The sequence below is a fragment of the Dialister sp. i34-0019-2H8 genome (genome assembly GCF_042846925.1).
Lineage (GTDB): Bacteria > Bacillota > Negativicutes > Veillonellales > Dialisteraceae > Dialister.
The window spans coordinates 1,890,242-1,915,251 of sequence record NZ_BAABYQ010000001.1 but is presented as its reverse complement, the minus strand read 5'-3'; the positions used below and the strand labels follow the sequence as shown (position 1 = coordinate 1,915,251).

The following is a 25,010-nucleotide window of genomic DNA, read 5'->3' as shown; positions in this document are numbered from 1 at the left end:
GAGTGGTATCTTATGAAAAGCGTTAAAGAGGTTGTGAGGCAGCGTTTAAAAAAAGGAGAAGTTACTTATGTTGTATTTCGATATTTGTATAGAATGGTACATGATTTTTGGGATTTGACTAAAGGCTGTTTCACCTATGTTTACCTAAGGCATAAAGTGATGCCAATAATGAAGTCTACTAATTCATCTCTTCCACCGGTTATGGATGATGTGAATGTGATTTGGGTGTGCTGGCTGCAAGGAATCGAACAGGCTCCTGATATTGTGAAAAAATGTTATAAGCGACTGACTGCTTTAGAAAACCATAGAATTATAGTAATTACAAATGATAATTTTGAGGATTATGTAAATATACCGGAATACATTTTAGACAAATACAACAAAGGGATTATTTCACCGACACATTTTTCAGATATATTGAGAGCGACATTACTATATCAACATGGAGGTCTTTGGCTGGATGCAACTATTTATTTAACAAGCGCCATTCCTCCAGATATATGGGCAGAGAAACTTTTTGCTTTTAGGTGGGATAATTCGCTGGTGCCTTGGGATTCCTTTTCGAACCATTTTTTGCGAGCACATGCGGGAGATATTGTTCTTGGAAGTGTTTTAAAAGGGTTATGGGAATATTGGGAAAAAAACACGGAAGTGAGGAACTATTTTTTATTTCATTATCTGTTTTATTTTGCTATACATCTTGATGAAAAATCCAGAGCAATAGCACATGATATGCTTACAATGTATTCAGAAGAAAATCATATTCTTCAATCAATGCTTTTTGATGATTATAATAGTAAGACGTGGAAGTGGATTGAAAGGATTTCATTCATGCAAAAACTTACTTACAAATTTTCCGAACAAAAGATTAAGGGAAAAACATATTATATGCACATTATGTCACAACAGAATAAATAGAATAACAACAGGGAGGGATTTTATTATGGATTATAACCTTATTACTGAACTTGATGAAGCGGGGGATCGTTGCGGGAGCAAAGCAAGAGAAGATATCGATGTTGCGCTTCGTCATTACTTTGGAGAGCCATATTACGTATATAGAAGGAAAAAATTTACTTCATTTTATGATAAGGTGAAGTATGTTCTTGATAATTGTGTGGGCTTCGCAAGACTTTTTAACTGTCATGGAAAGAATATTATTATGCAGTATCCCTATTGCACTAATAGAATACTTGAAAAACTTTTAGTACGTTTGTCGAAACACAACAAGATTACGCTTATAGTTCATGATATAGATTCGATAAGAGGATTAAATGGGAGAGTTTTTTCGAAGGAAATTGCGTATTTTAATACATGTCAGAATCTTGTTTTACATAATGAAAGTATGATCAAATATTTAGTTAAAAATGGTCTTAAAACTAAAACAATTAATTTGGAGATATTTGATTATTTTTTAAAAGAGCGACCTAATAAACATTATTCGCCCGTTCCTCAAATTGCTTTCGCTGGTAATTTGTCTAAAAGTGTTTTTCTTCAAGATAAGGAGTTAGAAAAGGTTAACGCAAAATTCATACTTTTTGGATCCGGTTATTCTCGGGAACTTTTTAAGGCCAATAATATCGATTTTAAGGGAATCTATACAGAGGAGGAAATTCCCTATAAACTTGAGGGAGGGTTTGGTCTTGTTTGGGATGGTAATTCTATAGATACGTGCTCAGGTGATATTGGGGAATATACCAAATATAACAATCCTTACAAACTATCCTTGTATATTGCGGCTGGGTTACCTGTCATTGCTTGGAAGAAAGCTGCTATAGCTAAACTGATAGAAAAATACAATATTGGTTTTACTGTTGAAAGTTTGCAAGATATTAACACTTATTTGCATATATTATCACCTGAAAAATATAATTGCTATCTAAAAAATATAAAAACAATGCAATTACAGGTGTGTACAGGAACTTATATCAATAAGGCTATTTCAAAACTAGTAGAGCAGAATGATTAAATTTGCTATAATGGGCTTGTTGTCAAGGCCGCGTTTTGAAACCTTAAGCGTGTTTCATAGCATGTTAATGAAATGTGCTTAACGTGGACGAAATTGGAGAGATCGTGGCAGCTTGGTATTTCTCACACCTCTGAGAATAAATCAAGGCGTTTTTCTCTGATTCGTTTTCAGCGGTGTGAGATCATCTACGCCTTCAGCTCCTTGCTCACGTAGTAAACATCTCATAGTAAACGGAGTCAAGTCCATATTAGTGTGTAAATTAATTTTCTCTCAAAATCCTATTATCACACAACATAAAAAATAAACATTGAAATGCGACTCAAGTGTCTGCCAGATGGCTGATTTACACCTGCCCGGCTGACAACTAACTTATTCTGCTTATGATGCCTGCATCTGTTGCTGCTCTACAGCTACTTGCTACAATTTGACGAGGAATTCAGGGCCCAGTATTTCCTGAAGCGTTTTAGGGCTAAAAATAGCTCTACGCTGTGTATGGTTTTCATCTAATTCAAGCAGAACGCTTCCAATTCATCGAACGAGCGAATCTTCATCAGGGAATAAGCCAATGACATTAGAGCGACGTTTAAACTCTCTCTAGAGCCGTTCTATGTGGCTGGATGGTTCTGCGAAGCCCTTGTGGAAGGATCATGACCGTTATAGAACTCTTATTAATAAGTGCTAAAAATTCTTCTTGATTCATTGTAGTATTAGGCTATTACATGAACTATTTAAGAATAAGCGAGCTTTGGCAGAAGTATCCGGGGGCTCATTGGAGATTATAAATCATAAATTGGAGAATTATTATGAATGAAGAATGCGTTGATAAATTCACTCATCTTACCGATAAGACTTTATCTGAATTCGAGCAAAAAAAAACACAGCGTGCTATTATCTTGGCTGCGGGAATTGGAATGCGAATGGTGCCCATCAATGCCGAAAGGCCTAAAGGGCTTATAGAAATTAATGGGGAACCGTTGATTGAGCGTATTATAAAGCAACTTCATGAAGTGGGGATTGAAGAAATCTACATAGTCGTAGGATTTATGAAGGAAAAATATGACTATTTGATTTGCAAATATGGTGTTCATCTGATTGTAAATAAAGACTATGCGGAAAAAAATAATTTATACTCAGTTAACTTAGCAAAACAATATCTTAGGGATGCATATATTATTCCTTGCGATATCTGGTGTGATAAAAATCCATTTCGACGGCATGAATTGTATTCGTGGTACATGGTAAGCGATCTTGTGAATAATGAGAGCAATGTCCGCGTTAATCGGGAAATGAAATTGGAAGTGATACCGCCCAAAACTGGCGGTAATGCGATGATTGGCATCTGCTATTTGCTGAAAGAAGATGCAGATATAGTTGCTGAGCGAATAGAAGCTCTTTGCAATAATCCACAAAATAGCAGATTGTTTTGGGAAGAAGCTCTTTACTATAGAGGTCGAATGATTGTTAGCGCTCGTGTTGTTCGTGGTAGCGAGGTTGTGGAGATCAATACTTATGAGCAGCTTAGAGAACTTGATTGTAATTCCAATCAATTGAAAACGGATGCAATTCAAACAATTTGCAGCGTTTTTAAAGTAAAACCTAAAGAAGTTACGAATATAAGTGTTTTGAAAAAAGGTATGACGAATCGTTCTTTTGTCTTTTCTTGTAAAGGGAAAAAATATATTATGCGTATCCCAGGTGAAGGGACGGATCAGCTTATTAATCGAGAACAAGAAGCAGACGTATATCAAGCAATTGATGGAAGACGGATTTGTGATGATGTTGTGTACATCAATCCAAACAATGGCTATAAGATAACGGAATTTTGGAAGAATGCCAAGGTATGCGATCCATTGAATTATGAAGATGTTAGAAAGTGTATGAAACGATTACGGCATTTTCATGAATTGAGATTAAAAGTAGCGCATGATTTCGATATTTTTGGACAGATAGAATTCTATGAAACATTGCGGAATGGAGCTCCTTCTATATACAAGGATTATGAAAAAACAAAAAAGAAAATTTTATCTTTACGGCATTATATTGATTCGCATGTCACGGAAAAAGTTTTGACACATATTGATGCAGTACCGGATAATTTTTTGTTTATTAATAAAAATGGAATGGAAGAAATTCGTCTTATTGATTGGGAGTATGCAGGAATGCAGGATCCTCATGTGGATGTGGCAATGTTCTGTATTTACGCCCTTTACAATAAGTATCAGGTGGATCAACTAATTTCGGCTTATTTTACAGAGGGATGTAATGATGCGATCCGAATCAAAATTTATTGCTATATCGCAGTGTGCGGTTTGTTGTGGAGCAATTGGTGCGAATATAAGCGAAATCTAGGTGTAGAGTTTGGTGAGTATTCGCGTCGACAGTATAGCTATGCAAAAGAATACTATCGGATTGTTCAAAAAAATATAAATTAAGGTTGGGAAAATAAAATGCACAGGGTTGAAAGAGCAATTATCATGGCTGCGGGGTTAGGGAATCGACTGCGTCCAATAACGCTGACAACGCCGAAACCGTTGGTCAAGGTGAAAGGCATTCGTATGATTGATACTGCGATTGAAGGCTTGCATAGTAATGGCATATATGAGATTTATATAGTGGTTGGCTATTTAAAAGAAAAATTTGCAGAATTGGAGAAAATGTATTATGGGGTTAAACTAATTGAAAATCCATATTATGATATTTGTAATAATATTTCTTCGCTCTATGTAGCAAGAAATTATATTGAAAATGCTATTATTCTTGATGGAGATCAGATTATTTGTAATCCACAGATCCTTGCACCCGAATTTGAACGTTCTGGTTATAATAGCATTTGGACAGAGGAAGAGACGAATGAGTGGTTACAAACAGTTGAGAATGGGATAGTAACGTCCTGTAGCAGAAAAGGTGGGAACAAAGGGTGGCAGCTTTATGGTATTTCCCGCTGGACGGCGGAGGATGGGAGAAAATTAAAGCACCATCTGGAAATTGAATTCGAATATAAGAAGAATTGGCAAATCTATTGGGATGACGTTGTAATGTTTTGCTATCCTACGGAGTATCAATTAGGAATCCATCCTATGAATAAGGGCGATGTTATAGAGGTGGATAATTTTTCCGAGTTGATTGCATTGGATGACAGTTATAAGAAATATTTGGAATAAAGGAATAAAAAATGCATATACAAAGAGAACAGGGGAAAATTGACTGGATGATAACATCGGTACCACTGGTGATAGTAATCACATTATGTGTTCTTTTTTTTGTTGTACCGGAACAGTCAAATGAGGTTTTGCGCCAGATTCGCTGCTTTTTGGGGGATACATTTGGAGAATATTACCTTATAATTGGGCTAGGCATTTTTATTCTATCTCTTTATATTGGTGGTTCTAATTATGGTAATATTGTTTTGGGGGAGCCTGGAGAAAAGCCCAAATATTCTTTTTTTGCATGGGGATCGATGATGTTCACCTGTGGTCTTGCAGCAGATATTCTGTTTTATTCTTTTTCGGAGTGGGTGATGTATGCAATTGATCCCCATCTGGCTGAAATGGGGAGCGTTCAGGACTGGGCTGGCGTATACCCGCTATTTCACTGGAGCTTTATTCCTTGGGGGTTTTATCTGGTGCTGGCTGTTGCATTTGGCTTTATGCTCCATGTAAGGAAAAAAAATCGGCAGAAATATTCCGAAGCCTGCCGTCCTATTTTGGGTAAATATACAGATGGTTTGATTGGCCGTTTTATTGATTTGTTGGCTGTATTTGCGCTGTTGGCTGGTACCGCTACGACATTCAGTGTTGCTACTCCACTAATGGCAACGATTATTGGAGATTTTTTTGGTGTTTCAATCAATCGTACTGTTATTGATATAATTATTCTTCTGATTACTTGTGCAGTTTATACTGGCTCTCTGTTACATGGATTCACGGGAATTAGTAAATTGGCAAATATTTGCATCTATATGTTCTATGGCTTAATAGTATTTATATTGTTGTTTGGTGGAGAAACTCGGTACATTAGTGAAACTGGTTTTTCTTCATTTGGACGAATGATTCAGAACTTTATTGTGCTATCTACTTTTACTGATCCGCTTCGCACATCAAGTTTTCCTCAGAATTGGACGATTTATTATTGGGCGTATTGGATGGTGTGGTGTGTAGCAGCGCCATTCTTCATTGGAAGTATTTCTCAAGGAAGAACGATACGTCAGACAATTTTTGGGGGGTATTTATTCGGCGTAGGATCTACATTGATTAGTTTTATTGTACTCGGCAATTATTCTATGGGAATGCAGATGACTGGGAAAGCAGATTTTATTGCTCAGTATCTGGCGAATGGAGATCTTTATGAAATGATTGTAGGTATTATTAGGACGCTGCCATATGCACCAATTGTTATGGTCGTTGTATTGCTGACAATGATTGCGTTCTATGCGACCTCTTTTGATTCCATCGCATTGACTGCGTCCTGCTATAGTTACTACAGGCTAGATGAAGGAAAGCAACCTAATAAGGGGATTCAGTTGATGTGGTGTATTTTACTGATTCTGCTTCCAATTGCATTGCTTTTTTCAGAAAGCTCCATGGCGAATCTGCAGTCCGTTAGTATTGTGGCTGCATTTCCCATTGGCGTAGTTATTGTCATGATTGCGGTGAGCTTTATGAAAGATGCTAAAAAGTATATGGAAAACGATAATGGATTCCGAGGTGCAGGGAAACGTTGATTTAATATTGATGCCTATAGATTCTCCGCCCCCGCTTTTTAGGTGTGAATCGCTGACATAATTGAATCAAATAGAAGATCATCATGTCAAAGAAAAGCACACCGCAGAAGAGAGCCCTGCGAGGAAGGCTTATCTATTTTCTATTATTGATACAAGGTACTCGATGATTTTCTGGTGTTATACGTTTATTATTCAGCGTTCGGAAAAAGATAAATTATTTGTTCAGCTTTTAGGAGACGTAAATCAAAATATCCTGCATTGATTAACCAATTGCATTTATCTAGAATAGATCGCTATGTGGCAGGAAATCCGGCGAAACGTGCGCCTGCTATCAGGAAGGTGAGAAAGACGTGGTGGTTTAAGGCTTTGCGACAGCTGAAGCATCTTGTGGCTTCGGGGAACCGTTGATTTTGAAATATATCGGTAGGGAAGATGGTTTTTCGATATCAGACTTTAGACGCCTGATGTCAGATGTCTGCCATTAGGCGTCAGACGTCGTGCGTTAGAAGTCTAAAGTCTCTCCGCTTCATTCTCCCAATATCTTTCCTAAAAGGAGATTACATATGAATCATTACGATTATCTAATTGTCGGTGCCGGACTTTTCGGTGCTGTATTCGCGCATGAAGCAGTGAAAGCTGGGAAAAGCGTTCTCGTTATCGAGAAACGGGATCATATCGCCGGCAACGTTTACACAGAAGACATGGAAGGGATCCATGTACACAAGTATGGAGCGCACATCTTTCATACAAATCTGAAGCATGTCTGGGACTATGTGCAGCAGTTTGCCACATTCAACCGCTTCACGAATTCACCGGTAGCCAACTATCATGGCGAACTCTATTCCCTGCCCTTTAATATGTACACCTTCAATAAAATGTGGGGTGTCGTGACGCCGGAGGAGGCGGCGGCCAAGATCGAGGAAGAGAGACGGGCGGCTGGCATCACAGAGCCGAAGAATCTGGAAGAACAGGCGATTTCCTTGGTCGGGACGGACATCTATGAAAAGCTCATCAAGGGTTATACGGAAAAGCAGTGGGGACGTCCCTGCAGCGAGCTTCCTGCTTTCATTATCAAGCGGCTCCCGGTGCGTCTGACTTTTGATAATAATTACTTCAACGCACTCTATCAGGGGATCCCTGTCGGAGGCTATACGAAGATGGTGGGAAATATGCTTCGCGGCGTCGAGGTGAAGCTCGGTGTCGACTATCTGGCAGACAGGGAGAAGTGGAATAGCATGGCGGAGCATGTCATCTACACTGGTCCGATCGATGCCTATTTCCACTACGACCTTGGAACACTGGAATATCGCAGTGTGCGCTTCGAGACAGAAGTCTTGGATCAACCGAATTTCCAGGGAAATGCAGCAGTGAACTACACGGATCGAGAGACGCCATGGACGAGGATCATCGAGCATAAGTGGTTTGAATTCGGTAAAGACAGTAAAGGAAATGATCTGCCGAAGACCGTCATCAGCCGAGAATACTCTTCGGAATGGAAAGTGGGCGATGAGCCGTACTATCCGGTCAATGATGAGAAGAATGGCGCGCTTTATCAGAAATATAAGCAGCTGGCAAAAAAGGAGACGAAGGTCATTTTCGGTGGACGCCTTGGCGAGTATAAGTATTATGATATGGATGCGGTGATCGATTCGGCGCTGAAGTGTGCGGGTGAGAGACTAAGAGACTAAGAGACGTTAGATATTAGAAGTCAGAGGTCAAACATCAGATATCGGAAGTCAGAAGTCTGAATCTCCAAGTCTCAAGGTTTCATAAATTTTATTATCTGTGTGGTATCTATGAAAAAGTGGCGTGGTATGGATCATATAATGCAAAATTTGGATAAGATCGAGCGGTGGCTGTTGTATGCAATGGTCGTGACGATCCCGGTGAATGGACTTCCCAAGGCGTATCCGATCCCGGATTTTATGAAGAATGTGCCGTACTTCTTTTTGATCTTGCTGGTGGTACTGGCGGTGGTGCATTATATGCATAGACGGGAAGACTTCGGTAACTGGTCAAGAGGCGTGAAGTGGTATTTGGCGCTCTGTATCCTGTGGCCGTTCCTTTGTACGATCATCGGTGCCGTGCAGTTTCCCTACTGGGATGAGAAGGCAAATGAGTTTCTGCGGGATACAACGATGGTCAAGGTGATCGCGCATGTCTATCCGGCGATCATGACGAATGAAACGTTGCTGCATTTGAAGTACGGCGTGTCGATGCTGATCGGTACAGTGAGGAGTCTGCTTCTGCCGCTTTTGGGGATCCCTTTCGCGCTATATGTGATGTTTCATGGGAAGACGAAGGAGTATATCCTGGATACCATGAGCCGAGCTGCCGTACTGGCCGCTTCGATGCTCTGCCTGTATTCTCTGATAGAGATCCCGTGGTTGCTGACGGGGAATGAATTTTGTGAGGAAATATTGAAGTGGATCAATGTGCATTTGTATGATATAAAGACTAAACACGAATGGTGGCCGCCTTTGCTGTGGAATGGACAGCTTCGCAGTTTTACAATGGAGCCGTCATTCTTTGCTATTGTTTCCATTTTTATTGTTCCATTTTTATGGTATAGAGCTTTTGGTTTAAGGGAAAAGAAAATCATAGGGCTCCTTATATTATTTACCTATATGATTTTCATGACAAAAGCACGGACTGCGCAAGCAACTTATTTTGGGGAACTGATACTGCTTGCTATTTTCTCGGCATGGGGACGGTATCAAGATTGGATTGGTTCTTTGCTAAAAATTTTTGCAGTTACGGTTATTACTTTGAGCGTATATTTATCTGCTCTTCTAGCTATTTCGCATATGAGAGAAAAGGTTGCCTCTGATATGACAATGGCAACAGAATTTGAAAAATATGTTAGCGAAGATGTTTTGTCAGTAGCTTCTGTATCAAAACGGTCGAATTTGGCACGTATTGGTAATACGGTGGCTGTTTTTCATATAGGGGTGGAGCATCCAGTTTTTGGGATAGGTACGGGATTTGAAAGTCCTTATATCGCAGATCATATTCCGGCATTTGCGCAGGATGATCAGGAGATATGTCATTGGCTGGTCATGCTAAGGGATGAAGGATTCTTGAATAGTTCTGTCCCAACGTTTAATATGTTTGGTACAATGCTAATGCAGTATGGCATCTGTGGCTTGTTATTGTTCTTGATGCCTTTATTCTTTATAAGCAAAATAATTTTGCGTGAAATCCCCAAAATGCTGGGACACTACGGTTTTGTCTGTGTATTGGTTTCCCTGGGGGGCTCAATCGCTTGTCTGCTGAGTAATTATTTCTTCTATACCTATCCCCTCGCCTTAGGCACAACACTTCTTCTCTGCTTCCAAAGAGACACTAGAGAAAAGCCGGCGAGCGATAGAGGTTAGGAAATGGGGCTCCGATATCAGATGCCAGACATCAGATCTCTGAAATTTGAAGTCCGATGTCTAGAAGCTAATGTCTCTCCGTCTCCAAGTCTGCCAATCGAACGTTTCAAATTACTACATCCAAGAGGATATCTTGAAAAATACTCGTTTACTTGAAAATATATTCTCCATGGTGACGCTTCGTGCCATGGAATATATTCTGTCATTTATTTTGGTCCCCTACCTGCTCCGCGTGCTGGGGCCGGCGCAGTATGGAGCGATCGCTTTTATGCAGGGGATCATCGGCTATTTCAGTCTCTGCATCAACTACGGCTTCCCGCTGATCGCGCCGCGAGATATCGCGCAGGCGAAGGAATCGGATATTCCGCGGCTATTCTCTGCTTATTTCTGGGCGATGGTTCTCTTGTGGCTGCTGGTGTCGGTCGTTTTCTTTGCCGGATACCAGCTTCTCTTGCTGGTGTATCCGGTGACGCTGGATCTGCCGCTATTCTTTGCGGTCTATACATCTGTGATCGGTCTGGTGATATTCCCCATCTGGTACTTTCAAGGCATCCAGCAGATGCGCTATATCACGATTCTTAATTTGTCCGGGCGTATGGTCACAATGCTGCTGCTGTTTCTCTTGGTAAGGTCGCCGGACGACTATGTGATGGCGGCTTTTCTGATGTCTTGTACGCCGCTTTTTGCGGGTATCCTTTCCTGGAAAGTGATCCGTGATATCTGTCCTGGCATTCTGTTAAAGCCCGTATGGAAGGATATGCAGGCAACGTATAGAGAAGGCTGGCAGATTTTTGTTTCCTCGCTGGCGGTGAACTTGTATACAACGAGCGATATAGTAATTCTCGGTGTTTTAACGAATGATACGATCGTAGGCTATTACAGTGGGGCTGATAAGCTGATTGGCTGTATCAAGCAGGCTGTCAGTGCAGTGAATGCTGCGGTGTATCCCTATATCAGCAAAGTCATGCAGGAGTCTATCGAGCGGGGGCTTCATTTTCTGAAAAAGCAGCTGATGGTCTATACCGTTTTAGGAGTGCTGGGCGGAGCCGTGCTCTATCTGCTTTGTCCCTGGGGCATCCCGTGGCTTCTGGGGGAAAAGTATATCCCTTCGGTCGGACCGCTCCAGGTCATGGCTTTCGTGCCGTTGGTGGTGGCGATGAGTAATGTCATGGGGTATGAGACGATGCTTCCTTTGGGAATGGAAAAGATCTACAGCAAGGTATTGATCACAGCCTCTATTTTTAATCTGATCATCATCTGTCCGCTGATTTCATGGAAAGGTGCGGAAGGTACAGCCTTGGCGATGCTTTGTACGGAGACGATGGTGACGGTCATCATGGCAGTGGTCTTATGGAAGAAGAGGATACTCCTCCGTTAAGGACCGCTGCTGAGGTGGTAAGAAAAGCTGATCCACTTGAGAATGATTTCATTTTGGGAGGAGAGAACCATGTATAAAATTCGTAAGGCTGTGATTCCGGCCGCAGGCTTTGGTACGCGTTTCCTGCCGGAGACAAAGGCTATGCCTAAAGAAATGCTTCCTATCGTTGATAAGCCGACGATCCAGTACATTGTTGAAGAAATCCTGGCAAGTGGGATCGAGGAGATACTGATCATTTCTGGCCATGCAAAGCGAGCAATCGAGGACCACTTTGATTCATCCCCTGAGCTGGAGTCGCACTTGGAGGAACATGGGAAGGAGGCTTTGCTGGAAGAGATCCGGAAGATTTCTGGTATCAAGGTACACTATGTGCGCCAGCCGTATATGCGTGGCCTGGGGGATGCGATCCTGTGTGCCAAGGATTTTGTTGATGATGAGCCGTTTGGCGTCATTTTAGGGGATGATGTCGTGTATAACGGGAAAGGAGAGCCGGCACTGCATCAGTTGATTCGGCAGTATGAGAAGACGGGGACAACGATCGTCGGCTGTCAGATGGTTGCGGAGGAGCAGGTGTCTTCTTATGGTATCATCGATGGGAAACCAGAGATGGATCCTGATCTGATGAAGGTATCGGATATGATCGAGAAGCCGTCTGTCGCCAAAGCGCCCAGTCGGTTTGCTGCTTTGGGAAGGTATGTGATCACTCCGGATATTTTTTCCATTTTGGAAGAGACAAAACCTGGGAAGGGCGGAGAAATCCAGCTGACGGATGCGCTTCGCGTACTAGCGCGAAATGGGAAAGTATATGCATATAATTTCAAGGGGCAGCGGTATGATACGGGAAATAAGCTCGGATATCTCAAGGCTGTCGTGGAATTTGCTCTGCGCCGTGAGGATCTGGGAGCTGATTTCCGTGCATATCTGAAAGAGATCGTCGGAGAGATGTAAGAGGCTTTGGAGACTAGGAGACGTTAGATATTAAGACATCAGGTGGTAGGCTACAAGGTGGAAGGTGTCAGATTTCAGCTGCGGTGTATTTTATAGAATAAAAAGAGCTTGCGCGAGGGAAGAGAGACAGAGTATGCTTTTGACAGACAGACAGACAGACAGACAGACAGACAGACAGACAGACAGACAGAACGTATTGACTGGATTGATATTGCGAAGGGGATCGCTATCATTCTGGTGATTGTTGGTCATACCGTGGAGTCTGGCGGACTTACACGTAATTTCATTTTTTCTTTTCATATGCCATTATTTTTCATGTTGTCTGGATACACGACTCGTCTGGCGAAGGATCTGATGGAGTGCAGGAAGCATTTGCGTAAGAATGCGCTTCATTTGATTGGCCCATGTCTGTGCATAGGTGTCTTATCGATCCTTGCACAGTGGCTGAAAGGCGGAAATCTTTCACTTGATGCGTTTTGGCAGATCACTCGTACTACGGCGGACGCGTATTATTGGGTTTCCGGTGTTTCTTTACCGAAGCATCCGGCGGCAGGTGCTGTCTGGTTTCTTTTTTCTTTATTTTGGGCGAAAACATGCATGGATGCCATCTCGCTTTGTTTTTCGAAAAAAGAAGTGGCATTATCTTTTTGGTTATTGGCATGCTGGGGCTTTTATTGGGCTGGCGAGGAAAATGGCTGCCACAAAATGCAGATGTCACGATGGTGGCAGTCCTCTTCGTCTATTTGGGAATGGTTTGGAAAGAGCATGCAGAAGTTTTTGATAGATATGAGCTGGGCATTTTTTTAGCGGTTTCTTGTATATGGTTATATTGTCTGCGTCTTGGTATTTATATCGAAATGGCAGGGAGAAGCTACCCTTATTTGTCTGTCAGCGTACTTGAGGCTGTATGTGGTACTTTTGCTATCTGTAGTCTGTGCAAGGCATTGGAAGAAAATAAACAGATTAAGGATTTGATGGTATTTATTGGAAGGCATACGCTGCTGATTTTTTCAATGCACTGTTTAGACTGGATAGCCGTGGACGCTTGGATGAATCATCGGATGTGGATCCGAAATGTAGTGCGTACGGGTATGGTACTTGGCTGTTCGCTTTTATTTTATGAAATAAAAAATGCAGCCTGCCATGTGTTTGAAAGGCATGCAAAAAACTGAGGAGAAATATAAATATGACTATCATCGTAACCGGCGGAGCCGGATTTATTGGATCGAATTTTATTTTTCATATGCTGAAAGAGCATCCGGAAGACCGCATCATCTGTCTGGATAAGCTGACGTATGCGGGGAATCTGTCGACGCTGAAGGGCGTGATGGATCTTCCGAATTTCCGCTTCGTGAAGATGGATATCTGCGACAGGGAAGCGGTTTATGGGCTCTTTGAAGAGGAGCATCCGGATGTGGTTGTGAATTTCGCGGCGGAGTCGCATGTGGATCGCTCGATCGCAAATCCGGAGATTTTTCTCGAGACGAATATCATCGGTACAGCAGTCCTGATGGATGCGTGCCGGAAGTATGGCATCGAGCGGTATCATCAGGTGTCGACGGATGAGGTGTATGGGGATCTGCCGCTGGACAGGCCGGATCTCTTCTTCACGGAGAAGACGCCGCTCCATACGAGCTCGCCGTACAGCAGCTCGAAGGCAAGCGCGGACCTTCTGGTGGGGGCGTATCACCGGACGTATGGGCTGCCGGTGACGATCTCCCGCTGCAGCAATAACTACGGACCGTATCAGTTTCCCGAGAAGCTGATCCCGCTTATGATCGCGAATGCACTCGCGGATAAGCCGCTTCCGGTCTATGGAGATGGAAAGAATGTGCGTGACTGGCTGTATGTAGAGGATCACTGCAAGGCCATCGATCTCATTCTGCAGCATGGCCGTGCGGGTGAGGTGTATAATATCGGCGGTCACAATGAGATGGGAAATATCGATATCGTGAAGCTCATCTGCAAAGCGCTGGGAAAACCGGAGAGCCTCATCACGTATGTACAGGACCGCAAAGGCCATGACCGCCGCTATGCCATCGATCCGGCGAAGATCCACGGGGAGCTGGGCTGGCTGCCGGAGACAAAATTCGCAGACGGTATCAAAAAGACGATCGAGTGGTATCTGACACATAAGGACTGGTGGGAAGAGATCGTGAGCGGCGAGTACCAGACGTATTATGAAAAAATGTATGGCGGAAAAATGTGATAGAGAAGTCGTAAGGTGTAATTCTTTTTTAGGGGCGCCTCAGATTGCTGGGACTAGCGGCTGACGCGTCTCCCTTTGGAGAAGGGGATGCCCGCAGGGCAGAGGATAGACTGCCACGCAGAGGCAGAATCCGGTAGAACTGTAAGCGGTACATGTTGAATGGGCGGTGAAACGTTTCGAACAGAAGGTGTGCATACCGCTGCTGTAAGTTGTGCCCCTGCGGGGCACTCTATCCTACGTCTTTGGCGCGGCCCTTCTTCAAGGGCCTACGTGGTTGGTGCGGTCTAATATGGGTTTTCAATTCGCTATGAGGATTCCTTCAACGCCGATGAGGCGCTCCTTTTCTAAGGGGTTACTCCGTTGTCATGGCATTACTAATGTTTGATTGCTGGAATATGGTCAGTGTAAGAAATAGAGGTTAGTATGAAGGTATTAGTTACAGGTGTGACAGGGCAGCTTGGCTATGATGTCGCAGCCGAGCTTGCGCGCCGTGGTCGTGGTATCGAACATAGCGGTGTCGGCTCGAAGGATATGGATCTGACGGATGCGAAGCAGGTGGAGGAGGTCGTCCACGCCTATCATCCGGATGTGATCGTCCACTGCGCGGCATATACCGCGGTGGATAAGGCGGAAGACGAGTCAGATGTATGTATGGCGGTCAATGCGGATGGGACACTGGCTATTGCGAAAGCAGCGAAAGACATAGATGCGAAGATGGTGTACATCAGCACGGACTATGTGTTCGGCGGGGAAGGAAATCTGCCCTTCGAGGTAGATGCGGAAAAATTTCCGGTCAATATCTATGGGATGACAAAGCTCTTCGGCGAACAGGCGGTGCAGATGCTTCTTCGGAAGTATTTCATCATCCGCATTTCCTGGGTCTTCGGCAAGAATGGGAATAATTTCATCAAGACGATGCTGAGGCTTGGCAAGGAACGGAAGAAACTGAATGTGGTCGCTGACCAGTGGGGCTCTCCGACCTACACGGCGGATCTTGCGCTACTCATCTGTGATATGATCGAGACGGAAAAGTATGGCGTCTATCACGCGACGAATGAAGGCGTCACCTGCTGGGCTGATTTTGCGGCGGTGATTTTCAAGGAAGCGGAAATTTCCTGTGAGGTGCATCCGATCCCGACAGAAGCCTATCCGACCAGAGCCCAGCGGCCGAAAAACAGCCGCCTTAGCAAGAAGAGTCTGGATGCGGCAGGTTTTCATCGCCTGCCGGACTGGCGAGATGCGCTGAAAAGATACCTGATGGAGATCGGCGAGAAATAAAAAGGCGGGCTGTTGGCAGCAATAGTCAGCAGCTCTTTTTGATAGGGAGTCAATGAAAGGACAAGAATACGATGGGTCAGATCAAAGTCACAAAAAATGTGGGAGGCATCGAAGGCCTCTGCATCATAGAGCCGGCTGTTCATGGGGATGCGCGTGGCTATTTCATGGAGACCTATAACCAGAAAGATATGGAAGAGGCTGGATTTCACATCCAGTTCGTTCAGGATAACCAGAGCATGAGCACGAAAGGTGTGCTGCGTGGGCTGCATTTTCAGAAGCATTATCCGCAGTGCAAGCTCGTGCGTGCGGTCAAAGGAAGGGTCTTCGATGTAGCCGTCGACCTTCGTGCGGATTCTGTCACCTATGGGAAATGGTATGGCGTCGAGCTGACAGAAGAAAATAAGAAGCAGTTCCTCATCCCGGAGGGCTTCGCCCACGGTTTTCTGGTACTGTCGGATGTAGCAGAATTCTGCTATAAGGTGAATGATTTCTGGCATCCGAATGATGAGGGCGGCATGGCGTGGAATGATCCGGATATTGGGATCGAGTGGCCAGAGCTCAAGGGTGGGTACCATGGCTCTCCTGCGGCAGAAGGCTATACTATGGCCGATGGCACGCCTCTTACTCTGTCAGATAAGGATCAGAAGTGGCTGGGGCTGAAAGAGACGTTTAAGTTTTGAGATGTTGAGACTAAGAGACGGTAGACATCAGATAGCAGGACGGTCTTTTGCATGGTTGTGATAAAAACCGGTTATTTTATCATAGGAGAGCAAGGTATGTGATAAAATAACCAGCTTTTATCACATGGGGAATGTGATATGATAAAAAGCAGGAGTTTTATCACTGGGATAGGAGGTGCGCTATCGCTATGAAATATATGCCGTTATGGAAAATTTACTACGTGTCGCCGGATACGTATGAGCAAGTCTATGCAGAGCGCTTTTATGCCTGCACGACAAAGCATTTTCCGATATCCGTCAAAGAGGTCAATCGAAAACAGGCGTATCCTTCTTTCCTTTGCTATAATGAGGAAATCTCACTGCTTATACAGACTATGTACCAGAAGTATATTCAGTTCATGAAGTTACTTGCGGAATGTCCTCCTGTGATGCTTCGGCAGTATGCCGTTTCTTGCCTAATCGAAGAGGTACAGGCCACCAATGAGATCGAGGGTGTCAGAAGTACTCGCAAACAAATCAAAGATATCCTCCAAAATATTCCGGTCTCTGCTGCATATCGGCATTTGGCAAGCTTAGTAGATCAGTATCTTCGGATTTTGAATCATGAGGGGGCTTCTTTCTCTACTTGTCGTGATGTTCGCGATTTCTATGATTCATTTGCTTTGGCAGAGGTGGTACAGGAGAATCCAGCGCATGTACCGGATGGGATTATTTTCAGAAAAGCTCCTGTGGAAATTACCAGTCAGACAAATCGGGTAAAGCATGAGGGACTTATGCCGGAGCAGGCGATTATAGAGGCGATGGATCAGGCGTTGTCTATTCTTCAGGCGGCAGAAATTCCGCTTTTGGTCAGGCTGGCGGCTTTTCACTATTTCTTTGAATACATACATCCGTTTTATGATGGAAATGGCCGCACGGGACGATTTATTGTGTCGTATTATCTGTCACTGGAATTTAGTCCTTATATTGCATTGCGGCTATCTGTGGAGATCAACAAACGGAAAAATGCATATTACAAAATGTTTGAGGAGACGAGCAGTCAGTGGAATCGAGGCGATTTGACGCCATTTATCCTGCAATTTATGGAGTTCATATCGCTGGCGTTTGATGATACGATTTCCTTACTTTCGCGAAAAAAGGAGCAGTTGAAACGCTTTGCCGCGCAGCTGAATGAAAAGGTGGCAGGGCAGGATGCGTTGACGAAAACGATCTATTATCTGCTGCTGCAGGCTTCTTTGTTCTCTGGTATTGGAATCACGATGGATCAGCTGATGGAGGCTACGCATAAGACTCGTGTTACGATCAAAAGCCGGCTGAGTAAAATACCGCAAGCCCATTATTTGGTGGATAAAAATGAGAAGCCATTTCATTATCGTCTGAATATGAAGATCCTGCTGGGAAGCAAAGAATGATTTACTCAAGCTTTATGATGGCCGGAAAGTTTGAAGTCTAATGTCTCTCCGTCTCATAGTCTCCAACCTTCCCCTTGACAAACGCAAAAAAGAAGTCTATAGTATGACCATACATGTGAGGATAGAGACATGATGGATCCTTGGTAACACGCAAAGAGAGTCTGCGGCTGGTGGGAGCAGATGGTGGGGGGATCGATTACCGCTCTGGAGCAGGAGGATCGAAATCTTCCCGGGTGGCCTCGTTACCGGGCCGACAAGTGGAGCTTTAGCTCTGATTTGGGTGGAACCACGGAATACAACTTTCGTCCCTTAGGGACGGAAGTTTTTTTATTGCTTTCATGTTGCTTTCTGCGAAGCGGCTGAAATGGCAGAGCCAAGCAGAAAGCAGCAAAAATGGAAGCCACTGTCCCCAAGCAGTGAATGTCTGTTTTTAGAAAGGAAGATACTATGATTACGATTCGTCTGAAAGACGGAAAAGAGAAGGAGTTCGAGAGCGCGGTATCTCTGGCGGATGCGGCGAAGGCGATCTCCAACAGCCTTGGCAAGAATGCGTTGGTGGCGAAGGTGAATGGCGAGCTGACGGATCTGCGCGATCCGATCGTGGATGGTGCAGAGGTGGAATTCTTCACGAAGGAGGATCCGGAAGGTCTTTTCACGCTGCGTCATACGGCGTCCCATGTGATGGCGCAGGCGATCCAGCACCTGTTTCCTGGCGTGAAGTTTGCTATCGGACCGGCGATCGATGATGGCTTCTACTATGATCTGGACTCTGACCATGTTTTCAGCCAGGAGGATTTCGCAGCGATCGAGAAGGAGATGTCGAAGATCGCGAAGGAAAATATCCCGCTGGTGAAGAAGGTGCTGCCGCGCGATGAAGCGCTCCAGTATTTCAAGGATAAAGGCCAGGACTACAAGGTTATACTGATCGAAGACCTGCCGGAGGAGGAAACGATTTCTCTCTATGAACAGGGTGACTTCACGGATCTCTGCGCAGGCCCGCATCTGAAGTCCACCGGCAAGGTGAAGACATTCAAGCTGATGACGGTCGCTGGCGCTTACTGGCGCGGCGACTCCAAGAATAAGATGCTGCAGCGTATCTATGCGACGGCATTCTTCAGCAAGGAGGATCTTGACCACTATCTCTTCGTCCGTGCGGAAGCAGAGAAGCGCGATCACAGAAAGCTCGGCAAGCAGCTCGATCTTTTCTCCTTCCATGAAGAGGGCCCGGGCTTCCCGTTCTTCCATCCGAAGGGCATGATCCTCAGAAATAAACTGATGGACTATGAGCGTGAGCTCTTCAAGGAATTCGGCTATGTGGAGATCATGACGCCGGTCATCCTGTCGAAGAAGCTGTGGCTGCAGTCTGGTCACTGGGATCATTACAAGGAAAATATGTACTTCACCCAGATCGATGACGAAGACTATGCGATCAAACCGATGAACTGCCCCGGCGGAATCCTGTTCTTCAAGACGCAGCAGCGTTCTTACAGAGATCTGCCGATGCGTGTTGGCGAATTCGGCCTCGTTCATCGTCATGAGCTGAAGGGCGCGCTGCACGGCCTCTTCCGCGTTCGCTGCTTCACGCAGGATGATGCGCACATTTTCATGACGCAGGAACAGATGAAGGATGAAGTCATCAAGTGTATGGCGATGTATCAGAAGATGTATGGTGTCTTTGGTCTGGAATACCATGTCGAACTTTCTACCCGTCCGGAAAACTCCATGGGCAGCGATGAGCTGTGGGAGATCTCCACGAATGCGCTCCGTGAAGCCATCGAGACGGCGGGTGTACCGTACCAGATCAATGAAGGCGACGGTGCGTTCTATGGACCGAAGCTCGATTTCCATGTACAGGACTCTCTGGGACGTACCTGGCAGTGCGGCACCATCCAGATGGATATGCAGCTGCCGGAACGCTTCGATGTGAACTATATCGGTGAAGATGGAGAAAAACACAGAGCAGTCATGCTGCACCGCGCAGGCTACGGCTCTCTGGAACGTTTCATCGGCATCCTGATCGAACACTATGCAGGGGCTTTCCCGACTTGGATCGCTCCGGTACAGGCGAAGATCATCCCTGTCACGGACAAGAATCTGGAATATGCGAAGTCTGTCGCAGCGGCTATGTCCGAGTCTGATATCCGTGTCGAAGTGGAAGAGGCCAATGAAACACTGGGCTACAAGATCCGCAAGGCACAGATGGAGAAGGTACCGTACATGATCATCGTGGGCGATCAGGAAATGAAGAGTCACACCATTTCTGTCAGAAGCAGAAAGAATGGCGACCTGGGGTCCCAGTCTCTCCCGATGTTCGTTGCAAACCTGATCCGCGAGATCAAAGAACGGGAAAACTGAGATGGCTTACAAAGAATACCAGAGTGCTGATATCGCACGGGCCGCGCTCCGCATGTCTTTGACCGAGACGCGGGCAGATGAGAATGCGCTGAAGGAAAGGCTGGCGAAGGATGGCATCCGCGCTGTCGCTGTGAACTTTGGCGGGAAATTTCTGGATATCCTGCCGAAGATCTTCGAGTCGGCCATCGTGGCTGCCCAAAGGCAGAAGGTCATCTCTGATACTCATGTGGGGGATGGCTCTGTGGTCGGAGCCATGGAGTCTGCCATCGAGCAGGTGAAGCCGATGGCGATCGGCATGAATGTCGGCGGCAAGATCGGTATCGCCCGCTGGAATGAGCATCTCTGCGTTGCGATCTTTGTCGGCGTGGGTGTGCTTCATTTCAATGAGGTCACGGTGGGCATGGCGCATCGTGTCCTTCGGAATGATCTGCCTGATTGAGAAAATCATAAGGGGCAGGGAGTGACTATCTCATACCTGTCCTGCATAAGAAAAGAGCCGGGGGCGTTTGCCTCCGGCTTTTTTGATGGGGGAAAGAGGGAGCCATTTTTCTTGACAGGAAAAGCCGAAGGCGGTACATTGAATGAAATTCGATGGTTCGTTTGAGTGACAGGATGCGTGGAGGCTTTATGAAGGAAAAGATCAGTCTGATTCAAATGGATGTAGAGCTGGGACAGGTGGAAAGAAATTATGAAAAAGCCGTGCAGCTGATGGAGCTTGCGCTGGAAGACAAGCCGGACATTCTTGTCCTGCCGGAAACGGTAAACACCGGTTTCTTTCCGTCGCCGGACAGCGCACTCTATGCCGCTTCTGATGCAGATGGCGTGCAGACGAAAAAGGTATTCGGAGCCTTTGCCAAGGAGCATGGCGTCAATATCGTGGCGGGCTCGGTCAGCGTTTTGGAAAACGGATGCGTTTTCAATCGAAGCTATATCTTTGATCGCAAGGGCGAGGTCGTTGCCTCTTATGATAAGATCCACGGCTTCAGCCCGATGGGAGAAACGAAGTCGTATACCGGCGGCTCTTCCACGGTCCACTTTACACTGGACGGGATCGCCTGCTCGATGGCGATCTGCTATGACGTACGCTTTTGTGAGCTGATCCGGACAGAGGCATTGCAGGGGGTGGATCTGTTTTTTCTTCCTGCTGCCTGGCCGCTCGTAAGGAAGGAGCACTGGATCACGCTTTCTAAAGCCAGAGCGATCGAGAATCAGATGTTTTTCTGTGCCGTGAATGAATGCGGCCGTGCCGGCAGCACGCAGTACGGCGGAAACTCGATGCTCCTCTCGCCTTTGGGGGAAGAACTGCTCCATCTGGGAGAAAAGGAGCAGGTGGCCACGGCGGAGATCGATACGGATGTGCTGCAGGGCATCCGAGAGAGCATCAATGTATTTCGTGACAGAAGACCGGAATTGTATCATCTGTAGAAAAATAGGAGAAAGGCGTTTCGCCCTTTGATTGCGCGTGAACGAGGTTCAGCGGGTTCAAGAGGTTCAAGAGGTTCAAGAGGTTCAGGTGGGCGACGCATAAAAATCAGAAGCGCCGCGGAGTATCGATCATGGCGATGCCCGAAGGTTTCTTGAAGAGCCGGTTTCCCGTTTGAGGCTTCCAAACATTGACCATTTTGACCGCGAATGACAAAGATTTCTCGCTTGCGCTCGAAATGACGGTGCGATAGGGTTCGCAGTCCCCAGCCACCCTTATCGCCCAAGGGCAACCATTTTTCAAAAAGTGCTTGACAAAAGTACCATGGATGGATATACTAATATGCGTAACTTACGTGCGGCCCGGTGGTGTAGTGGTCTAACATGCCGCCCTGTCACGGCGGAGATCGTCAGTTCAAATCTGATCCGGGTCGCCAGCGCGGAAGTAGCTCAGTGGTAGAGCACAACCTTGCCAAGGTTGGGGTCGCGGGTTCGAGTCCCGTTTTCCGCTCCATATGGCGGCATAGCCAAGCGGTAAGGCAGAGGTCTGCAAAACCTTTATCCCCAGTTCGATTCTGGGTGCCGCCTCCATATTACATTCTATTACATTCATATAGACCTGCCGGGGTGGCGGAACTGGCAGACGCAAGGGACTTAAAATCCCTCGGATCGTGAGATTCGTACCGGTTCGATTCCGGTCCTCGGCACCAATTTGAATGATGAGCCGGAGCGTGATGCTCCGGCTTTTTGTTGTTTGAAAATGGGTGTGCGCTGGGAAGCGGTCAGGCATTGGGAAGCTGATGGCGCTGCGTCCCAGGCTGCCCAATGAATCGAGGCAAACTATGGCAAAGAAAGAAAAGAAAACGAATGTCATGCGCATTCTGGACAAAGAGAAGATCTCCTACGAGACGAAGTCCTATGATTATGATGAGGACGATCTCTCAGGCGTGCATGCGGCGGCAGAGCTCGGCTATGATCCGGACATGGTTTTCAAGACCATCGTCACGCATGGCGATAAGACGGGCCCTGTGGTCTTCTGCCTGCCTTCGGAGAAGGAGATCGATCTCAAAGCGGCGGCGCGTGTGAGCGGGAACAAGAGCGTAGAGATGATCCATGTGAAGGAGCTTCCCGGGCTCACAGGGTATCTGCGCGGCGGCTGCTCGCCGATCGGGATGAAGAAGGCTTTCCCGACCTTCATTGATGAGAGCTGCCATCATCATGCGGCGATCAGCATCAGTGCGGGCCAGCGCGGCCGTCAGGTGGTGCTCTCGCCGGATGATCTGATCTCCCTCATCGGTGCGAAGATGGCGGACCTGACGGCGAAGTAGAGCGGCGGAAGCTGGATGGTCTCATGATGCTGCGTGCGGACTTTTCTCAATAAGAGGCATGAAGGTGGCGGCTTTGCCTTATCAATAGGGCGATGCCCGAAAGTTTTCTGCTTCGGATCTCTAAACATCGACCGCATGGCCGCGGATGACAAAGATTTCTCGCTTGCGCTCGAAACGATGATACGAGAGAGTCGCTAGTCACAAGTCACTCTCCTCCTCATCCCTGCTTTCAAACGCCTCATCTTTCGTGAATATCGCATATTATGGAAACGCTGATTCAATCTGACAACGATTTAATCAGTGTTTCCATAGAAAACTGCGCGGCGCTTCTGACTTGATGCGCCGCACCAACCCCTTCGAACCTCTTGCACCCATAGAACCTGCTGAACCTCTTTGGCATGCCATCAAAGGGCAGCATGCCCCGTGGACGAACCTGATCCCGATGACCGGATACCATTTCCGGACATCGGGATTTTTTATTTTTCATGCTGCGTATGCTATAATAAAGTGATATTTTGGATACGTGTGAGTTGTTATATAAAGGAAATATATTATGATGGAAAAGAAGTACTTCACCCTGACCTATGGCTGCCAAATGAATGAATCGGACACGGAGCGCATCAATGGACAGCTGGAGGAGCTGGGATATGCGCCGGCAGAGACGATGGAAGAGGCAGATATCATCATCATGAATACCTGCAGCATCCGTCAGAATGCGGAGGAGAAGGTCTATGGCAAGATCGGGGAGATCAAGAAGCTGAAGGATAAAAATCCGCATCTGCTTCTTGGGATCGCCGGCTGTATGGCACAGGAGAATAAGGGCAAGCTCATCGAGCGTATGCCGATCATTGATTTCGTCATCGGGCCGTACCATATCCATGACCTGAAGGAGATCGTTTCGAAGGAGGATGCGCGCGGCGGCCATGTGGTGAAGACGGAGAGAAATCCGCACAGCGTGAGTGACTACAGCGAGCTTCGTGCGGTGCGTAAGTCCCATGTCTTTGCATGGATCCCGATCATGCAGGGGTGCAACAAGTTCTGCACGTACTGCATCGTGCCGTATGTACGCGGCCGTGAGCTGTCCCGCAGCGTGGAGGATATCTCGCGCGAGATAGAGGGGCTCGCGAAGGAAGGCTATAAAGAGGTGACGCTCCTCGGGCAGAATGTGAATTCGTATGGTCTTGATTTCAGAAACGGGACGGACTTCGGGACGCTGATCCGCGCGATCGACAAGGTGGATGGCATCGAGCGCGTGCGCTATATGACGTCGCATCCGAGAGATATGACTTTCGATATGGTGGATGCGATGGCGGATTCGCCGAAGGTGGCGCGTCATATGCATCTGCCTATGCAGCATGGCTCGAATGAAATGCTGAAGAAGATGAATCGCGGATATACGATCGAGCATTTCAAGGAGCTTGTTTCCTACGTCCGTGAAAAGATGCCGGACATCGTGCTGACGACCGATCTCATCACCGGCTTCCCGGGGGAAACGGAAGAGATGCATCAGGAGACGCTCGCGCTTTTGAAAGAGGTGCGTTTCGATTCGGCATATACATTCATTTATTCGCCGAGAAATGGCACGCCGGCAGCGCGCATGACGGATCAGATCGATGAGGAGACGAAGCACCGCCGCCTGCAGGAGCTGATGGATGTAGAGAATGAGGTGAGCCTTTCTCTGAATCAGGCGATGGAGGGCAAGACCTATCCCATCATCGTCGAAGGCCCGTCGAAGCAGGAGAATGTCTGGTATGGACGTACATCAGGCAATAAGATGATCCTTTTCCCGTATCAGGAAGGCGTCAAGGTCGGTGATACGCTCGAAGCGAAAGTCGAGGTCGGCCAGACGTGGGTGCTGAAGGGGAAATTGGTGTAGTTTCGAGTTTTCTTTGAACGCCTATCTACATAGTGAGGAGTTAGGAGTGAGAAGTGAG

The 25,010-nt window shown here is 46.1% G+C and carries 22 protein-coding genes and 4 tRNA genes; 25 read left to right on the top strand and 1 reads right to left on the bottom strand.

All coding sequences use genetic code 11. From position 1 onward, the window contains the following. Positions 1 to 12 precede the first annotated feature (12 nt). The 10 genes from ACGG9R_RS08290 to galU all read left to right on the top strand — a co-directional run bounded on the left by ACGG9R_RS08290 (position 13) and on the right by galU (position 12,392). Positions 13 to 918 carry a capsular polysaccharide synthesis protein gene (locus ACGG9R_RS08290; RefSeq protein ID WP_390153820.1) on the top strand — a complete coding sequence of 302 codons (906 nt, stop codon included), beginning with the start codon at positions 13 to 15 and terminating at the stop codon, positions 916 to 918. A 25-nt stretch (positions 919 to 943) separates the two neighbouring features. Beyond that, complete coding sequence (locus ACGG9R_RS08285; protein ID WP_390153818.1) at positions 944 to 1,969, top strand: hypothetical protein; 1,026 nt, start codon at positions 944 to 946, stop codon at positions 1,967 to 1,969. Between the two features lie 803 nt (positions 1,970 to 2,772). Beyond that, complete coding sequence (locus tag ACGG9R_RS08280; protein WP_390153815.1) at positions 2,773 to 4,401, top strand: NTP transferase domain-containing protein; 1,629 nt, start codon at positions 2,773 to 2,775, stop codon at positions 4,399 to 4,401. Between the two features lie 15 nt (positions 4,402 to 4,416). Next, the gene (locus tag ACGG9R_RS08275; RefSeq protein WP_390153812.1) at positions 4,417 to 5,130 is read left to right on the top strand and encodes a sugar phosphate nucleotidyltransferase; all 714 of its coding nucleotides are present in this window, start codon (positions 4,417 to 4,419) and stop codon (positions 5,128 to 5,130) included. A gap of 11 nt (positions 5,131 to 5,141) precedes the next feature. Continuing rightward, on the top strand, positions 5,142 to 6,689 hold the full coding sequence (locus ACGG9R_RS08270; RefSeq protein WP_390153809.1) for a BCCT family transporter: 1,548 nt from the start codon (positions 5,142 to 5,144) through the stop codon (positions 6,687 to 6,689). A 270-nt stretch (positions 6,690 to 6,959) separates the two neighbouring features. Beyond that, positions 6,960 to 7,097: a hypothetical protein gene (locus ACGG9R_RS08265; RefSeq protein WP_390153806.1), complete on the top strand. Its 138-nt coding sequence runs from the start codon at positions 6,960 to 6,962 to the stop codon at positions 7,095 to 7,097. A 155-nt stretch (positions 7,098 to 7,252) separates the two neighbouring features. Then, positions 7,253 to 8,377, top strand: a complete 1,125-nt coding sequence (glf, locus tag ACGG9R_RS08260; protein ID WP_390153803.1) for a UDP-galactopyranose mutase — start codon at positions 7,253 to 7,255, stop codon at positions 8,375 to 8,377. Positions 8,378 to 8,503: 126 nt separating this feature from the next. Continuing rightward, on the top strand, positions 8,504 to 10,066 hold the full coding sequence (locus ACGG9R_RS08255; RefSeq protein ID WP_390153800.1) for a hypothetical protein: 1,563 nt from the start codon (positions 8,504 to 8,506) through the stop codon (positions 10,064 to 10,066). Between the two features lie 70 nt (positions 10,067 to 10,136). Continuing rightward, positions 10,137 to 11,444, top strand: coding sequence for a flippase (locus ACGG9R_RS08250; protein ID WP_390153797.1), 1,308 nt, complete (start codon positions 10,137 to 10,139; stop codon positions 11,442 to 11,444). A 69-nt stretch (positions 11,445 to 11,513) separates the two neighbouring features. After that, positions 11,514 to 12,392: a UTP--glucose-1-phosphate uridylyltransferase GalU gene (gene galU, locus ACGG9R_RS08245; RefSeq protein ID WP_390153794.1), complete on the top strand. Its 879-nt coding sequence runs from the start codon at positions 11,514 to 11,516 to the stop codon at positions 12,390 to 12,392. A 90-nt stretch (positions 12,393 to 12,482) separates the two neighbouring features. On the opposite strand, the gene ACGG9R_RS08240 is transcribed toward galU, so the two are convergent. Further along, positions 12,483 to 12,644 (bottom strand): hypothetical protein, encoded by a 162-nt coding sequence (locus tag ACGG9R_RS08240; RefSeq protein ID WP_390153791.1) that lies wholly within the window; start codon positions 12,642 to 12,644, stop codon positions 12,483 to 12,485. On the opposite strand from ACGG9R_RS08240, the gene ACGG9R_RS08235 reads away from it, so the two are divergent. The 15 genes from ACGG9R_RS08235 (at position 12,630) to miaB (ending at position 24,952) form a co-directional block, all read left to right on the top strand. Beyond that, positions 12,630 to 13,199, top strand: coding sequence for an acyltransferase family protein (locus tag ACGG9R_RS08235; protein WP_390153788.1), 570 nt, complete (start codon positions 12,630 to 12,632; stop codon positions 13,197 to 13,199). The genes ACGG9R_RS08240 and ACGG9R_RS08235 overlap by 15 nt on opposite strands. 74 nt (positions 13,200 to 13,273) lie before the next feature. After that, a complete protein-coding gene (locus ACGG9R_RS08230; RefSeq protein WP_390153785.1) occupies positions 13,274 to 13,564 on the top strand; it encodes a hypothetical protein in 291 nt (96 codons plus the stop codon). A gap of 14 nt (positions 13,565 to 13,578) precedes the next feature. Then, positions 13,579 to 14,601 carry a dTDP-glucose 4,6-dehydratase gene (gene rfbB / locus ACGG9R_RS08225; protein WP_390153782.1) on the top strand — a complete coding sequence of 341 codons (1,023 nt, stop codon included), beginning with the start codon at positions 13,579 to 13,581 and terminating at the stop codon, positions 14,599 to 14,601. Positions 14,602 to 15,024: 423 nt separating this feature from the next. Next, positions 15,025 to 15,879: a dTDP-4-dehydrorhamnose reductase gene (gene rfbD / locus ACGG9R_RS08220; RefSeq protein ID WP_390153780.1), complete on the top strand. Its 855-nt coding sequence runs from the start codon at positions 15,025 to 15,027 to the stop codon at positions 15,877 to 15,879. A 71-nt stretch (positions 15,880 to 15,950) separates the two neighbouring features. Next, the gene (gene rfbC / locus ACGG9R_RS08215) at positions 15,951 to 16,559 is read left to right on the top strand and encodes a dTDP-4-dehydrorhamnose 3,5-epimerase (RefSeq protein ID WP_390153777.1); all 609 of its coding nucleotides are present in this window, start codon (positions 15,951 to 15,953) and stop codon (positions 16,557 to 16,559) included. 188 nt (positions 16,560 to 16,747) lie between these two features. Then, complete coding sequence (locus ACGG9R_RS08210) at positions 16,748 to 17,971, top strand: Fic family protein (RefSeq protein ID WP_390153774.1); 1,224 nt, start codon at positions 16,748 to 16,750, stop codon at positions 17,969 to 17,971. A 447-nt stretch (positions 17,972 to 18,418) separates the two neighbouring features. After that, complete coding sequence (thrS, locus tag ACGG9R_RS08205; protein WP_390153772.1) at positions 18,419 to 20,326, top strand: threonine--tRNA ligase; 1,908 nt, start codon at positions 18,419 to 18,421, stop codon at positions 20,324 to 20,326. Position 20,327: 1 nt separating this feature from the next. After that, positions 20,328 to 20,765, top strand: coding sequence for a HutP family protein (locus ACGG9R_RS08200; protein ID WP_022106179.1), 438 nt, complete (start codon positions 20,328 to 20,330; stop codon positions 20,763 to 20,765). A 188-nt stretch (positions 20,766 to 20,953) separates the two neighbouring features. Then, positions 20,954 to 21,751 carry a carbon-nitrogen family hydrolase gene (locus ACGG9R_RS08195; RefSeq protein WP_390153769.1) on the top strand — a complete coding sequence of 266 codons (798 nt, stop codon included), beginning with the start codon at positions 20,954 to 20,956 and terminating at the stop codon, positions 21,749 to 21,751. Positions 21,752 to 22,108: 357 nt separating this feature from the next. After that, positions 22,109 to 22,185, top strand: a tRNA-Asp gene (locus tag ACGG9R_RS08190). Between the two features lie 2 nt (positions 22,186 to 22,187). Continuing rightward, positions 22,188 to 22,262 (top strand) — tRNA-Gly (locus tag ACGG9R_RS08185). A 3-nt stretch (positions 22,263 to 22,265) separates the two neighbouring features. Beyond that, positions 22,266 to 22,339: transfer RNA gene (locus tag ACGG9R_RS08180), tRNA-Cys, on the top strand. 30 nt (positions 22,340 to 22,369) lie between these two features. Further along, a tRNA-Leu gene (locus ACGG9R_RS08175) sits at positions 22,370 to 22,458 on the top strand. Between the two features lie 132 nt (positions 22,459 to 22,590). Next, the gene (gene ybaK / locus ACGG9R_RS08170; RefSeq protein WP_390153767.1) at positions 22,591 to 23,076 is read left to right on the top strand and encodes a Cys-tRNA(Pro) deacylase; all 486 of its coding nucleotides are present in this window, start codon (positions 22,591 to 22,593) and stop codon (positions 23,074 to 23,076) included. A gap of 553 nt (positions 23,077 to 23,629) precedes the next feature. Then, positions 23,630 to 24,952: a tRNA (N6-isopentenyl adenosine(37)-C2)-methylthiotransferase MiaB gene (gene miaB / locus ACGG9R_RS08165; protein WP_390153765.1), complete on the top strand. Its 1,323-nt coding sequence runs from the start codon at positions 23,630 to 23,632 to the stop codon at positions 24,950 to 24,952. Positions 24,953 to 25,010: the final 58 nt, after the last annotated feature.

Coding starts and splice junctions, on each gene's coding strand:
- ACGG9R_RS08290 (WP_390153820.1), top strand. CDS start 13: ATGAAAAGCGTTAAAGAGGTTGTGAGGCAGCGTTTAAAAAAAGGAGAA.
- ACGG9R_RS08285 (WP_390153818.1), top strand. CDS start 944: ATGGATTATAACCTTATTACTGAACTTGATGAAGCGGGGGATCGTTGC.
- ACGG9R_RS08280 (WP_390153815.1), top strand. CDS start 2,773: ATGAATGAAGAATGCGTTGATAAATTCACTCATCTTACCGATAAGACT.
- ACGG9R_RS08275 (WP_390153812.1), top strand. CDS start 4,417: ATGCACAGGGTTGAAAGAGCAATTATCATGGCTGCGGGGTTAGGGAAT.
- ACGG9R_RS08270 (WP_390153809.1), top strand. CDS start 5,142: ATGCATATACAAAGAGAACAGGGGAAAATTGACTGGATGATAACATCG.
- glf (WP_390153803.1), top strand. CDS start 7,253: ATGAATCATTACGATTATCTAATTGTCGGTGCCGGACTTTTCGGTGCT.
- ACGG9R_RS08255 (WP_390153800.1), top strand. CDS start 8,504: ATGGATCATATAATGCAAAATTTGGATAAGATCGAGCGGTGGCTGTTG.
- ACGG9R_RS08250 (WP_390153797.1), top strand. CDS start 10,137: ATGTCTCTCCGTCTCCAAGTCTGCCAATCGAACGTTTCAAATTACTAC.
- galU (WP_390153794.1), top strand. CDS start 11,514: ATGTATAAAATTCGTAAGGCTGTGATTCCGGCCGCAGGCTTTGGTACG.
- ACGG9R_RS08240 (WP_390153791.1), bottom strand. CDS start 12,644: ATGACCAACAATCACCAGAATGATAGCGATCCCCTTCGCAATATCAAT.
- rfbB (WP_390153782.1), top strand. CDS start 13,579: ATGACTATCATCGTAACCGGCGGAGCCGGATTTATTGGATCGAATTTT.
- rfbD (WP_390153780.1), top strand. CDS start 15,025: ATGAAGGTATTAGTTACAGGTGTGACAGGGCAGCTTGGCTATGATGTC.
- rfbC (WP_390153777.1), top strand. CDS start 15,951: ATGGGTCAGATCAAAGTCACAAAAAATGTGGGAGGCATCGAAGGCCTC.
- ACGG9R_RS08210 (WP_390153774.1), top strand. CDS start 16,748: ATGAAATATATGCCGTTATGGAAAATTTACTACGTGTCGCCGGATACG.
- thrS (WP_390153772.1), top strand. CDS start 18,419: ATGATTACGATTCGTCTGAAAGACGGAAAAGAGAAGGAGTTCGAGAGC.
- ACGG9R_RS08200 (WP_022106179.1), top strand. CDS start 20,328: ATGGCTTACAAAGAATACCAGAGTGCTGATATCGCACGGGCCGCGCTC.
- ACGG9R_RS08195 (WP_390153769.1), top strand. CDS start 20,954: ATGAAGGAAAAGATCAGTCTGATTCAAATGGATGTAGAGCTGGGACAG.
- ybaK (WP_390153767.1), top strand. CDS start 22,591: ATGGCAAAGAAAGAAAAGAAAACGAATGTCATGCGCATTCTGGACAAA.
- miaB (WP_390153765.1), top strand. CDS start 23,630: ATGATGGAAAAGAAGTACTTCACCCTGACCTATGGCTGCCAAATGAAT.